General features: G+C 67.0%; 15 protein-coding genes. 6 read left to right on the forward strand and 9 right to left on the reverse strand.

The features are described from left to right. Positions 1–15: 15 nt before the first annotated feature. The 3 genes from ACFK0J_RS20155 to ACFK0J_RS20165 all read left to right on the forward strand — a co-directional run bounded on the left by ACFK0J_RS20155 (position 16) and on the right by ACFK0J_RS20165 (position 2053). Positions 16–414 carry a hypothetical protein gene (locus ACFK0J_RS20155; RefSeq protein ID WP_378742561.1) on the forward strand — a complete coding sequence of 133 codons (399 nt, stop codon included), beginning with the start codon at positions 16–18 and terminating at the stop codon, positions 412–414. 418 nt (positions 415–832) lie between these two features. Continuing rightward, entirely contained in the window at positions 833–1003 is a 171-nt protein-coding gene (locus ACFK0J_RS20160) for a hypothetical protein (RefSeq protein ID WP_378742562.1), read from the forward strand. Between the two features lie 171 nt (positions 1004–1174). Next, positions 1175–2053, forward strand: coding sequence for an alpha/beta fold hydrolase (locus ACFK0J_RS20165; RefSeq protein ID WP_378742564.1), 879 nt, complete (start codon positions 1175–1177; stop codon positions 2051–2053). Here the strand turns inward: ACFK0J_RS20165 and ACFK0J_RS20170 are convergent. The 3 genes from ACFK0J_RS20170 to ACFK0J_RS20180 all read right to left on the reverse strand — a co-directional run bounded on the left by ACFK0J_RS20170 (position 2030) and on the right by ACFK0J_RS20180 (position 5790). Then, positions 2030–3001: a TIGR03620 family F420-dependent LLM class oxidoreductase gene (locus ACFK0J_RS20170; RefSeq protein ID WP_378742566.1), complete on the reverse strand. Its 972-nt coding sequence runs from the start codon at positions 2999–3001 to the stop codon at positions 2030–2032. The genes ACFK0J_RS20165 and ACFK0J_RS20170 overlap by 24 nt on opposite strands. A 78-nt stretch (positions 3002–3079) precedes the next feature. Then, the gene (locus tag ACFK0J_RS20175) at positions 3080–4741 is read right to left on the reverse strand and encodes a CocE/NonD family hydrolase (RefSeq protein ID WP_378742568.1); all 1662 of its coding nucleotides are present in this window, start codon (positions 4739–4741) and stop codon (positions 3080–3082) included. Beyond that, positions 4738–5790 carry a saccharopine dehydrogenase gene (locus ACFK0J_RS20180; protein WP_378729470.1) on the reverse strand — a complete coding sequence of 351 codons (1053 nt, stop codon included), beginning with the start codon at positions 5788–5790 and terminating at the stop codon, positions 4738–4740. Before ACFK0J_RS20180 ends, ACFK0J_RS20175 begins: the two co-directional genes overlap by 4 nt. Before the next feature lie 94 nt (positions 5791–5884). Between ACFK0J_RS20180 and ACFK0J_RS20185 the strand changes: the two genes are divergently transcribed. Next, on the forward strand, positions 5885–6475 hold the full coding sequence (locus ACFK0J_RS20185; protein ID WP_378729472.1) for a TetR/AcrR family transcriptional regulator: 591 nt from the start codon (positions 5885–5887) through the stop codon (positions 6473–6475). Positions 6476–6596: 121 nt separating this feature from the next. On the opposite strand, the gene ACFK0J_RS20190 is transcribed toward ACFK0J_RS20185, so the two are convergent. Both ACFK0J_RS20190 and ACFK0J_RS20195 read right to left on the reverse strand, forming a co-directional pair. Further along, positions 6597–7082 carry a DUF488 family protein gene (locus tag ACFK0J_RS20190; RefSeq protein WP_378729474.1) on the reverse strand — a complete coding sequence of 162 codons (486 nt, stop codon included), beginning with the start codon at positions 7080–7082 and terminating at the stop codon, positions 6597–6599. A 163-nt stretch (positions 7083–7245) separates the two neighbouring features. Then, positions 7246–7599 (reverse strand): YybH family protein, encoded by a 354-nt coding sequence (locus ACFK0J_RS20195; RefSeq protein ID WP_378729476.1) that lies wholly within the window; start codon positions 7597–7599, stop codon positions 7246–7248. Positions 7600–7661: 62 nt separating this feature from the next. On the opposite strand from ACFK0J_RS20195, the gene ACFK0J_RS20200 reads away from it, so the two are divergent. Then, positions 7662–8636, forward strand: coding sequence for a helix-turn-helix transcriptional regulator (locus ACFK0J_RS20200; protein WP_378729478.1), 975 nt, complete (start codon positions 7662–7664; stop codon positions 8634–8636). Positions 8637–8879: 243 nt separating this feature from the next. Continuing rightward, complete coding sequence (locus ACFK0J_RS20205) at positions 8880–9761, forward strand: oxidoreductase (RefSeq protein WP_378729480.1); 882 nt, start codon at positions 8880–8882, stop codon at positions 9759–9761. A 26-nt stretch (positions 9762–9787) separates the two neighbouring features. On the opposite strand, the gene ACFK0J_RS20210 is transcribed toward ACFK0J_RS20205, so the two are convergent. The 4 genes from ACFK0J_RS20210 to ACFK0J_RS20225 form a co-directional block, all read right to left on the reverse strand. Continuing rightward, entirely contained in the window at positions 9788–10384 is a 597-nt protein-coding gene (locus ACFK0J_RS20210) for a TetR/AcrR family transcriptional regulator (RefSeq protein WP_378729482.1), read from the reverse strand. A 166-nt stretch (positions 10385–10550) separates the two neighbouring features. Then, the gene (locus tag ACFK0J_RS20215; protein WP_378742938.1) at positions 10551–11495 is read right to left on the reverse strand and encodes an ATP-dependent DNA ligase; all 945 of its coding nucleotides are present in this window, start codon (positions 11493–11495) and stop codon (positions 10551–10553) included. 160 nt (positions 11496–11655) lie between these two features. Beyond that, entirely contained in the window at positions 11656–12054 is a 399-nt protein-coding gene (locus ACFK0J_RS20220; RefSeq protein ID WP_378729484.1) for a PPOX class F420-dependent oxidoreductase, read from the reverse strand. A gap of 45 nt (positions 12055–12099) precedes the next feature. Next, on the reverse strand, positions 12100–12576 hold the full coding sequence (locus tag ACFK0J_RS20225) for a DUF1772 domain-containing protein (RefSeq protein WP_378729486.1): 477 nt from the start codon (positions 12574–12576) through the stop codon (positions 12100–12102). Positions 12577–12590 lie beyond the last annotated feature (14 nt).

Here is a 12590-nt window from a genome sequence, read left to right on the forward strand (position 1 = left end):
TGCCCGGCAAGTGAAATGACGTTCCACACCAACCCGATCGGCATGAACACCGTGCCCGTTCGGGGCGGATTCAACGCCGACATCGGCGGCTGCACCGGGACACCCGCCGCCGACGTTGCCTTCCGCACCGAGTTCAACGGCAACGCCAGCTGCAACGACGCGCTCGGACATGTCGAAGGCACCCTGGAGTGGGGCAACGGGGAGGTCAGCCGCGTTTCCGGGCAATGGCACGTTCCCGGCGGAAACCCCGCGGCCGCCGTCACGAACGTACTCAACATCATGGACGGACCCGGTGCGGGCGGTCGACTGCACGTGGATCAGGGACCGGTGGACAGCCAGCCGCTCGTCGGCCCATGCATGAACGGAACGATGCAAGGCGGTCGGATCCCCATCCACACCCTGCACTTCAACTGAACCGACCGAAAACGCGGCCCCGGCGGCGAGCCCATCAACTCCGCCGGGGTCGCAGGCCGATCGGGGGTGGGGGAGAACTGGGGTGCATACCGATCGGGGGTGGTTGGGCTCGAAGTGGATGCCGATCGAGCCGTGTACGACTCGAGGTGCACGCCGATCCGACCGCTGCGGTGGCACTCGCGTCAGCGGAAATGACCACCCCGCGCCGCACTGCGTCGGATGCAAGTACGCAGTGCACGCTGAACAGAGGCGATCATCGGGGGAGTCGAGGTGACGCGCGACTGGCCCGACGGTATCGCCGACGCCTGCCATTGATCTTCGCGCGTCGGCGCGCGGTCCAGCGTGTCCGATCCAGGTTGTCCACGGGTTCGCATACGTTGACGTACTGGTCCGTCTACCTCCAGAGATGGGAACTGCCATGCGTTTCGACGGCGCACGATGTGCCACCCTGGTCGCCGGGAGCCTCCTGCTCGGCGCGAACCAGCCCGTAGCGTTCGCCGCTCCCGCCTCGCCGCAACTGACGATCAAGCTCGTCGCCGAGGGCAAACTCGTCGCCGACTATTCCGCGGTCTTCAGAATGACGACCTAACCAGCTCGCCCCACCACCAGACGCCCGAGCGGCGAACGGGACAAGGCTGCGGCGACACGCGGGCTCGTGCGCGGTGAAGTCCCGTTCGACGGTGGGTGCGGGGCTCTTCTGCCTTGACCTGCCAAGGTAGGGGGGTTACCTTGGATGCTCAAGGTAAGGAAGGTGGGGGACGTGCGAGGACAATTGACGGTTCCGGCGATGACCGAGCTGGCGGTGACACTGGGTGTCACGATCGAGGACCCGACGCCGCCTCGTGAATTCCGCTTCTCTCGCGCGGGCTGCGCGTTGCATGGATTCGACTGGGGTGCAACGGGCTTCCCGGTGATCCTGCTGCACGGCGGCAGGCTGACCGCGCACACGTGGGATTTCGTCTGCCTCGGCCTGCGTGGCGCTGCCCGGTTGATCGCGCTGGATTTGCGTGGTCACGGCGACAGCGAGTGGTCCGACGACTACGGAATCGACACCATGGCCGCCGACGTCGTCGCCACGGCCGACCACTTCGGCTTCGATCAGGTCCGGTTGGTAGGTATGTCGCTCGGCGGCGTGGTCGCGGCTACCGTCGCCGATTCGCGGCCCGACCTGGTGGAGCGGGTGGCACTGATCGATGTCGCACCCGGCGCCGACTTCGCGAGCACCCGGCGAATGCGGGAATTCATCAGCGGGCTCGGTCCGGTGCGAGAACTCGAGACGGTGGTGGAGACCGCGATGCGGATCAACCCCCACGCCAACCGCGAGACCGTCCGCTACCGCATGAGCACCCTGTTTCGCCGTGTGCCCGAAGGCGATTGGGTGCCGAAGGCCGATCCCCGCCCACCCGACTACCCCGCCATTCTCGCGGCCATCACCCGGCTGCCCGCCCAGCTGACCGAAGTGCCGGTGCTGCTGGTGCGCGGCCAACGCAGCAGAGTGGTTCCCCAGGCAACCGCCGAACGCCTTGTCGGCCGCATCCCCTACGGCGAACTCGTGGTCATACCGGCCGCGGGCCACAACGTCCAAGAGGACAACCCGGCCGCGCTGATCACCGCATTACATACCTTCCTGACACGCTGACCGTGATCGAGCAGTAGTCCCGACGGATCCGCGGTTCAGTGGGAATCCTGGTGAAAGTTCCTGGAGCTGGTCGAGTCCGAGGTCATGTGGTGCGGCGGTAATGGGTTGGATTGCGACGTGGTCGGCGCCTGCGTCGAGGTGTTCGAGGACTCGTCGGCGGATCGTGTCCTGATCACCCCAGGCCACGAGTGCGTCGACAAGTCTGTCGCTGCCGCCGCCGGTGAGGTCGTCTTCGCCGAATCCCAGCGCTCGCAGGTGGTTGATGTAGTTGGGCCGGTCGATCGAGCGGGCAAGGTAGTGCTGGCGTGCCAGGGAGCGCGCGGTTGCCGGGTCGGTTTCCAACAGCACGGCTTGCTCGGGCGCCAGCAGCGGCCCCTCGCCGAGAATCTCGCGTGCCCTGCAGGTGTGTTCGGCCGTCACGAAATACGGGTGTGCCCCGCTCGCGCGATCTCTGGCCAGGGCCAACATCCCGGGACGCAATGCGCCCAGCACCCGGGGAACTGGCCGCGAGGGGAGCGGGCTGTCGTACCCGGCGGCGTCGATAGCGTCGAGATAATCGCGCATCGCGGTGAGTGGCTTCGCATAGCGGTGGCCGCGAACCTCGACCTCGGGGCCATGGCTGGCGCCCAAGCCGAGGACAAACCTATCGGGATATGCCTCGGCGAGGGTATGGGCGGCCGCGTTGGTCGCGGTCGCGTCCCGAGCCCAGATGTTCGCGACACCGGTGGCCACACTGATGTAGTGGGTCGCGGCGAGCAGCAGGCCCGCGTGGGTGAACGCCTCTCTGGTGGCGAAACCTTCGGGGATCCATAGCGCCCCGTAACCGAGGCGCTCGATCTGTGCGGCGGCAGCCTGCGCGACAGGTGCCGATGCCGAGTTGAGGCCGCCCAGCCAGACTCCGACCTTGCCCAATCGAGCGGCCAGCGCGCTTCCGCGCGTGTGGGACATTCGGTTTGCCCTCCATCCGTTGTGGTGAATCTTTCGACACCGAGAGCGGTTTCATGCCCGTCGGGTCAACCGGCCGGTTCAGCCGAAGACGGGCAGCACCAGCTGTGACGGCCGGGACGGGTCGTGGAAAATCTCGATGCGGTAGGGAGTCATGGTGGTGGCTGTGGCGGTGGGTTCGCCGCTGCCATGGTTGCGGGCGAAGCGGGGAAAGGCTCCTCCGGACACCTGAACTCGCAACCGGTGGCCGCGGCGGAAGCGGTAGGCGGTGGCGGTGAGCTCGAGCTGGGCGGTGGCGACCCCGTCGTGGTCTGCGGCAGGGAAATCGGGGCGCACACGCAGAATCCCGTCGGTGACATTGCGGGACACACCGTGCTGGTCGACATCGCACAGCCGCACGAAGACATCGCCGTGACCGGAGCTGGTGCGGACATGGATGCGGGCGGTGATCTCGCCGATCAGATCGAGGTCGCGGTCGAGCGGATCACCGGTGAACACCAGGACGTCCGCGCGCGCCTCGACCCTTCGATTGTCCTGCTCTTTCGCTTTGCCGATCAGTATCAGCCCGCCGACCGACGGGGTGGGATCGGCGGGGTTGTAGGTGAACGCATCCGGTGCGGATACCGCGGGCTGCGCACCGAGGTGACCGCCCGGACGCAAAAATATCGGGACGGCCGTGGATGGCGGCGGCCAGTTGTCGAAGTGGAGCCACCGGTTCGCCTGCTGGAGGAACAGTCGCACCGGAGAGCGTTGTAGTTGCGCCCGGTCGCCGAGCAGATGCGCGGTCAGCCACGACACCTGGTCGGCGACCATGGCGGGATAGCTGGCCGGTTCACCGTGACCCCACGGACCGATGGTGATCCGGGCCCGGCACCCCGCGGCGCGTAGCCGGGCGAAGTCACGCAGTTGGGCCGGCAAGAACAGGTCGTACCAGCCGGTGACAGCGCTGGTGGGCGTGGTGAGCGAGTCGGCGCCCGCACTGTGATCGCTCGGGTTCCAGAATTCGGGGGTCTCGGCGTTGCTGGTCGCCTCGGCGAAGAACCGCACCGGTTTACCGATCGCCGCCACGTCGGCGTCGCGAAGCGGCAGTGTGCTCATGGCCGCGCGGGTGCGTCGCCGGACTCCGAACAGCGGATGTATCTGACGTAGACCCGACAGCGGTGTTTCCTGAGTGCCGATCAGCGCCGACCAGGACAACGAGTTGTCCAGAGCGAACGCGCCGCCGGGGTAGGTCGAGCTGACGAACTCCGACGCACCGACACCGATGCACATCGCCTCGAGCGGCTCATCGAGATAGGGCGCGAGCGCCCATTGGGTGTGGCCCAGATAGCTGGCACCGGCCGTGGCGATTCGGCCGTCGCACCACGGCTGCGCGCGCAGCCACGCAACAGTGGCCAAGCCGTCGTCCCGCTCCTGGTGGAAAGGCCAGAACTTGCCACCCGAGCCGAACGTGCCCCGCGCGCTCTGCGTCACGACCTGTAGGCCGCGGCGTGCGAACACCGGCCCGAACAGGCTCATGAACGGCCCGCTCCGGCCGTACGGCGTGCGGATCAACACCACCGGCAACGGGGCCTCGCCAGGTGGGCGGTACCGATCGGCAATCAGTTCGACCCCATCGGGCATGGGGATCCGCAGGCCCTTTGTCACCTTCGGGACGGGCACCACCGCGGGCGGGAGCCCCAGCCACGCGTCGACCGCCCGTCCCAGCACCGCCGATCGGGTATGCCGCCAGTCGGCACTCATGCGGTGGCTCCGCTCGAGTCAGCCAGCCGTTCGACAGGGGAGCTCTCGCGAGCGTCGAGGAAGATGGTGCCGATCTCGACCATCCGCTCGACGGCGTAGGCGGAGTCGAGCAACGCCTCGGGGGTGTGGATGCCAGGCGCCACCTTCTCGCCGCGCAGACCGATCAATCGTTCGACACCGAGAGCGACACCGAGGGCGGTCAACGGGCCCTGCCCCGCAGGGTGGAGGAGATAACGGCTGATGCTCAGTGGCGCACCCGCTGCGCCGACACCTTCGATGTCGATCCGGATCTCCAGCGAAGCCGGTTCGCCCCGCCGCCTGGACGCGGTCTCCCCGACGGCAAGGTCGAAGCGAACATTCGGCGCCTTCGTCGCGAGAGCGATGCTCGGTACGTCGGGGATCGCCATGGTGTAACCCGGCAGCACGGTGCCATCGACGCTGCGGACACTCGCCTGGGCTTCGGCATCGCTGACCCAGGTGAAGACACCGTCACGGCGCACCAGTGATGCCGCGGCCACGGCGGACCAGCGCTGCAATTCCGCTATCGCGGCCGGTCCGCCCATGTCCTGGTCGTCCAGCAGCGCCCCGATCCGGATCGTATCGATCCGGTCGAACTCGCGAGCCCACTCGAGCGTGGTAAGGACCACCAGACCGGCGAACCAATGGCTGGCCAGCAGAACCGGTGCGGCGCCGAACGTTTGAGCGCTCGCGATGACCTCCGGTGCGAGATCCACCAGACCGCTGGAGATGCTCAGATACGGCAACCCGTGCCGACGCGCGTAGTCCAACCCGTGCAGGTGCTCGTCCCACAGTGCCGCGACAACCGCCGAATAGGTGTGGCCGGGGCGCAGTCCGAGATCCTCGCGTCGCAGGTCGATGGCGGCCGCCGACGCGGTGCCGAGCTCGTCGGCAACCCGTTGCGCACGGTCGAGGTCGCGGCCCGCGATCGTCAGCGGCAGCGACGGGTGCCACTCCCGCAAGAATGCCGCGGCACCCGCGCCCACCTGCCCCGAACCGCCCATGATCAGTACCGAGTCGACTTGCTCCACGGTCATTTCCTCGTCTCTCGTAGCGTTCGCCGATAACCTACTTTTTGTAACCTACTCTTTGTAGCTAAACTGAGCCGACATCGCAAGGAGGGACATGACCACCACACCGAGCCGGTTGTCCAAGCAGGCCAGGCGGGAGCAACTGCTCGACACCGCCATCACGATCGTGCGCACCGAAGGCGCCGACGGACTGACCCTGCCCACCCTCTCCGAAGCTGCCGGAGTCAGCAGGCCGATCGTCTACGACCACTTCGCCAACCGCCCCAGCCTGCTCCTCGCGCTATACCAGCGGCTCTACGAAGCCCACCGAGCCGCCTCGGCAAAGGCGTTGTCGGAGGCTGCGAACACGCTCGAGGACATCGCCGAGGTCATCAGTGCCGCATACTTTGCCTGCGCCGTCGACATGCCGGAGTTCAACGCCATTTCCGCTGCGCTGAAAGGCAATCCGGAAACAGAAGCGATCCATCACGCCATGTTCGACAGCTATCTGGACGCAATGGTGGCCGCGCTGCGGCCGCACGCCGACCTCACGACCGAAGCGCTACGGCTGCGCTGCGTCGGCCTGATCGGGGCGGCTGAGGCGATCGGTACCGAGCTCAACCTGGAGCGGGTCACTCGCGACGACGCGGCCGCCGCGCTGACCGACCTCATCGTGCGCAGCCTCGCCACGAAGACTTGCGAATAAGGTGTGCGCCTTGATGTTTCGCGATGTCGCGGCCAGCGGCTCAATCGCCGCCGAATTGGCCAGGCGCTGAACAGAATCCAGCCGCTTGGGGAGACCCACGAACGCCGGTGACGGGCATGGCTCAGGCCGGACGGAGATGCGTGATCGGCAGGCCGTGCTCGGCCCGCAGGCGCTCGGCCACGATGCGGCGGTGGCATGCCTCCGGATCGCGCTCGACGCAGAAAAGGGCGGTCGCCGAGTCGTCCGGAAGCTCGGCCACCAGCGCGCCGAGGTCGAACGGATCGAGGATTTCACGGGCGTAGCGCTCGGCATACTCGGGCGCCAGCACGATGCGGTTGCGCTTGCCTACGCCCTGGCGGTCGTCCTCGCGGTACTGGAGCTGTCGCAGTTCGGTCGTCGGCGCCAGCTCCTTGACGTGCCGATAGCCGATGTCCGCCTCGGCCAGCGCGCGCTGCAGCCGCGCCGAGTTCGCCCAGGAGTAGTCGGGACCCCGAACGCCGCGGCGCTGGCGGAGGTCGAGCAGCAACCCCACGCCGCCGCCGGTGAGCTTCTCGACGAAGGAGTCGACCGTGAAACCGTAGACGCCGATCGTCGCGATGCGCCTCATCGCAGCACCCGGCCGACTCGGTGGCGTAGCGGGACGCCAAACCGATGTACGAGGCGCCCACCGAAATCGGCGTGGCGCGGGCACCGCACGTCTACCTGCCGCCGCACGTCACCCCGCCCCCGCACGGCGGTGGGCTCGGTCGCACCGGCCCACCGCCGCCCCGCTACGGCACGAGTGCTGGCTGGTCCGCGGCCCACAACCACGATCCGTCCGGCTGGCGACGGGCGATCTCGACGACCACCTCGCCGTTGGGCAGTGTGGACGCGGTCAGTGCCACGTCGCCGCTCACCAGCGCCGGATGCTGCTTACCCGGCGAGAGCACCGGCGCGGCCGCGACGAACTGCTCGTACACCTTGCGGATCTCCGCATGCCCCGTCGCGAGGTTCCCCGGTGGGAACGCCAGTACGGCGTCCGGCTCGTACAACGCCACCAGTCCCTCGACATCGCCCGCGTTGGCGCGTTCGATGAAGTACCTACCCAGGTCGTTCGGCTCAGTGGCCACTTTCTTGTTCGTCATACTGATAAGGCTCTCAACGAATCACGACATCTTGTGTCGTGTATTTATGCAAAGGTTTTCGTATGCGCGCCGATCGATTGGTCTCGCTGGTACTGCTGCTGCGCCGGCACGGTCGGCTGTCCGCGACCGAGCTGGCCCGCGAACTGGAGGTATCCACCCGTACCGTGCTGCGCGACATCGAGGCGCTGTCCACCGCCGGCGTCCCGGTCTACGCCGAACGCGGCAGGCACGGCGGTTTCGCACTGTTGCCCGGTTTCCAGACCGAGCTCACCGGACTGAATCACGACGAGGCGCTCGCCCTGCTGGTCGCCGGATCACGGCGCGGCGCACAGGCATTCGGCCTCGGCTCGGCGCTCGCTTCGGCCATGCGCAAGGTTGTCGATGCGCTACCCGAAAGCTATCGGGCCACCGCGACCGGCGCGGCCCAGCGATTGCTCATCGACCCGGAGACCGATCTCCTCTCGCGTCGCCTGCCCGCCGCGGAGGAACCCGACGCCATCGTGACCGAGGTCCGGCGCGCAGTGCTCGCCGGACACAAGCTGCGCATTCACTACGCGGCAGTGAACCAGGCCCCGAAGTGGCGCACGGTGGACCCGATCGGTCTGGTCACCGTGCGCGGCCAGGGCTACTTGCTGGCCACGAGCTCCGGCGCGGACCGCACCTACCGGCTGTCGCGGATCGTGGCCGCCGAGGAACTTCCCGAACCCGCACAGCGACCAGACCGGGTCGATCTGGACCGGGCCTGGCAGGAACGCAGCACGCAGTTCCGGACCGGCGGCGACCAAGTCACCGTGTTGGTACGGGTGAACCCGGCACGACGCGAGGAACTAGTGGGCACCGCGCTGGCCGTCCGCGCCGAAGAAACCGACGCGGACGGCTGGCTGCGGCTCGAGGTGACCTTCCAAGATCCCAGACACGCGGAGTGGGCACTGTGGCAACTCGCCACGAACGCGGAAGCGCTGGCCCCGCAGTGGTTACGCACCTCCCTGCGCGACCGCGCCGCCGCGATCGCCACCTGCTACGAAGTGCCCACCTGAGAGTCGCCCCCGCCTAACCGTGTAGCGCCCCATCGTGGGATGGGATGTAGCACAGTCGATCTCGCCGCGCCGCCGACCCCGCGGCATTGTCGGACGTTCTCTACCGAAACGACGAAGCCTTATGTCGTCGAGGTGCAACAATCCCGGTATGACGCGCGAGCGAGAACCGACGGCTGAGCCGGTCGAGTGCGGCGATCAATGTTGTCGTTGACTACTTTGTAGGCAACGCCTACATTGGCGAGTATGGCCGATACCAGATGGACATCGAGCGATCTTCCTTCCTTTGCCGGGCGCCGAGTCGTCGTCACCGGTGCCAACAGCGGACTGGGCCTGGTGGTCACCCGGGAACTCGCCCGCGCGGGCGCCCATGTCGTACTCGCCGTGCGAGACGTCGCGCGCGGCCGCGAGGTCGCCGGACAGATCGCGGGCGACACCGAAGTCCGCGCCCTCGACCTCGCCGACCTGACCTCGATCCGGCGTTTCGCCGACGAATGGACCGGCGATATCGACGTCCTGGTGAACAACGCGGGCATCATGCTCGTCCCCGAGGGGCGGACGAAGGACGGCTTCGAAAGCCAGATCGGCACAAACCATTTGGGCCACTTCGCGCTGACGAAGCTGCTGTTGCCGCATATCACCGACCGCGTGGTCACCGTGTCCTCGCAGGCCCACCGCCGCGGCACCATCGACCTGGACGACCTCAATTGGGAAACCCGCAAATACAGTGCGGCGGGCGCGTACGCCCAGTCCAAACTCGCCAATCTCCTGTTCACCCTCGAACTGCAGCGACGGCTGACGGCAACCGGATCGCTACGCGCGCACAGTGCGCACCCCGGCTGGGCCGCGACGAACCTGCAGAGCCATTCGGGCAGCCGACTCCTCGACACCGTGATGCACCTCGGCAACAGACTGCTTGCACAGGACGCGGCCACCGGTGCGCTGCCCATCCTCTACGCCGTCAGCCAGGACCTACCGCCGGCAAGTTACGTCGGACCCGACGGCCTGTTCGAATACCGCGGCCACCCGACCCTCGTCGGACGGACCGCCGCGGCAAGCGACACCGAAAAGGCACGTCGGCTGTGGGAATTGTCCGAGCAGTTGACCCGAGTGCCATCCACCGTCTGACCCCTTGGTGATCGGGCTGCGATACGTCAGTCGCGAGGTCGTAGCCCGGCCATGAGCTGGGCAATAGTGTCGGCCAGCAGTTCGTCCAAATTATCCGCGGCGACGAATCCCGAGCCGACGAACATGGCGAGACCTTGCAGTGCCGCGACAGCGGGCATACCGATCCGCATCGGATCACCGGCCGCGACCTCCCCTCGCGCCTGCCCCTCGGCAATCGTCGCCATCGGCACCGCGAAGGCCTTCGCAACCGCAGCAGCCATCTCCGCGCCCGAATCAGGACTGTGCTTGCGCGCGAACATCACTGCGAGCAACTCCGGATTCTCGATCGCGAACGTCAGATAGGTCCGCGCTATCGCATGCAGCCGTTCCGCAAACGTCCCCGCCACCGCGGCACCCTGGTAGACCTCCGCGAGCCGCTCGAAGCCGCTCAGCGCCAGCGCATCCAGCAGCGCCTGTTTGTCCCGAAAGTGCCGACTCGGCGCCGCATGACTGACCCCGGCATCCCGCGCAAGCTGCCGCAACGACAGCCCATCGACCCCGGATTCGCGCAGTGTCACCTCGGCCCGCTGCAACAGCGTCGCGCGCAGGTCGCCGTGGTGATAAGAGCGCGAACGGAAACTCATCGATACAAAGTATCTGTCATGACACAAAGTGTAGGCGCTGACTACTTTGTAGTCGCCGACTGTCAAGCGCGGCGCTCCTGCCGGTGCACCCGATGCATCATTGTTGCGTCTGACGGCTGAGCCGCTGGTCAGGTTTCATCGGGGCAGGCCAGGACGCTGGCACCAGTCACGCTTCGGGCACTTTCGCTTCCCGCGGCGACTTGTCGGGTCGCAGGCCGCGCCAGCTCGGGTGGCGTAGCCCTTCGGCGCTGGCTTCGCGGAATTCGATGTCGGCGACGAGTTCGGGTTCTACCCAGTGCGCCGCGACCGCGACGGGGCGTGGTGGTGGGATGTCGAAGGGGCTGTCGGGGCGGGCGATGTCGTTGAGGCGTAGCTGCAGGGTTTTGCGGTCGCGCATCGTCCAGCCGGTTCCGACGTTGCCGATATGGACCAGGCGGCCCGCGTGGTCGTAGGCGCCCATCACGATGGAGCCGAAGATGCCGGAGAAGCGTCCGCTGCCGGGAAGCCAGCCCGCGACGACGACTTCGGTGGTTCTGCGCAGCGGGGTTTTGATCCACGCGGGGGAACGGCGACCGGGTTGGTAGCTGGAGTCGAGGCGTTTGGAGATGATGCCCTCGAGGCCGTGGTCGCGGGCGACACCGAGCATGGTGGTGGCGTCGATGTCGGCGTAGTAGGGCGGGGTGCGCACGAGCGGGGTGTCGATCGCCAATTTGTCGAGCCGGGCGCGTCGTTCGGTGTACGGGAGCCCCATGATGGACTCCCCGTTGTCGGCGAGCAAATCGAATACGAGGTATTGCACCGGCACTTCCCGCCTCAGTTCGGCACCGGGCCGCACGACGTGCATCCGGCGCTGCAGTCGCCGGAAAGACGGCACCCCGGTGCCCGGCTCCGGTGCCACGATCTCGCCATCGATCAGCACGTCCCTGCCATCCAGAATCTCACCGAACGCCGAGGTCAACTCAGGAAACGAACCGCTGATGTCGCGGTTGTTCCGACTGTAGAACCGCCACTGCCCACCCGCCGAACGCCCGATCGCGCGAATACCGTCCCACTTCATCTCGATCGCCCACAGACCGGTGTCCGCCGGTGGCCGCCCGGAGACGGCCAGCATCGGCGCCGGCGCAGACTGCACAAGATCAGCATATCCGCAGCAATCGCAATGCCGAGGATCCGGAGCCCTTCTTCTACCAAGTCAGCCGGGCGTGGCGAACCTCGATCCGGCGATGATCGCCGGACCCACGCCGCCGCGCCCGTCCATCCACGAGCCCTGACTACTCGACGCCGCGACTGGTGAAGTCGAAGGATCCGCCGTCGATGCCCCAGGAGATGACCCGTTCGGGGTGAATTCGGATGACCGCGCGTTCCTGGGGTGGGAACGGCGGCTCCTCGTCATCGAGTGCCTCGGCCGTGCCGCGTACCTCGATGCCGCGAATCACATACGGCTCCAAGGAAACCTGTTGGTCGACGACGAACGACACCCGGCTGCCCGCCTCGACATTGCGGTACTTCCGACTGGCCCGCATCCGCATGCCCCCGATGTCGATCGTGCCGTCGGCGTTCACCCGATAACTGGTCGGGTTGTTCTGCACAACGCCGTCGGGTGACACCGTGGCCAGCCGACCGATCCCGGCCTGCGCGAGGAACTGCTGTTCATTGTTGGTGAAGATCATGTCGATTACTCCTCGGTGAATTCGATATCAGGTGTGCCCCGGCGATCAGAACAGGATCAGCGTGGCGCACAGTCCGGCAATGGCAATGAACTGCAGGGTGACCCGGTACTTCAGAATGCTGTCCCACTTGTCCTGCAGCGCACGGGCATTGGCCGGAATGATGCCGCTCTGCGCAGCGGCGGTCTGCTGGGTATTGATCGGTTTGGCGATGCGGACGTAAAAGGCGAGCCAGGTGAGCAGTGCCGCCACCGTGATCCCCGCCGCGACAGCGGCGCCGAACTGCCCGGCCCACAGTGCGATCAGCAGGGTGAGCACCGCGGTGACCACACCGCCCGCGCCGACAACCGGCATGCGCTTGTCGCCGTAATAGTGACCCCACCCCGCACTCATGGTCACGGCCGCATCATCGAGCTTGCGGTACACCGACCGAGTGATCATGGCCCCGCAGACATCGGTGCCATAGACGATGGCATTGGCGAGAACGGCCACGGCGGCAACGATCTGGCCGGTGACGATGAGCATTTCGACTTCCCTTC

Origin of the sequence: Nocardia brasiliensis, assembly GCF_042691675.1 — a bacterium.
Classification (GTDB): Bacteria; Actinomycetota; Actinomycetes; order Mycobacteriales; family Mycobacteriaceae; genus Nocardia; species Nocardia brasiliensis_D.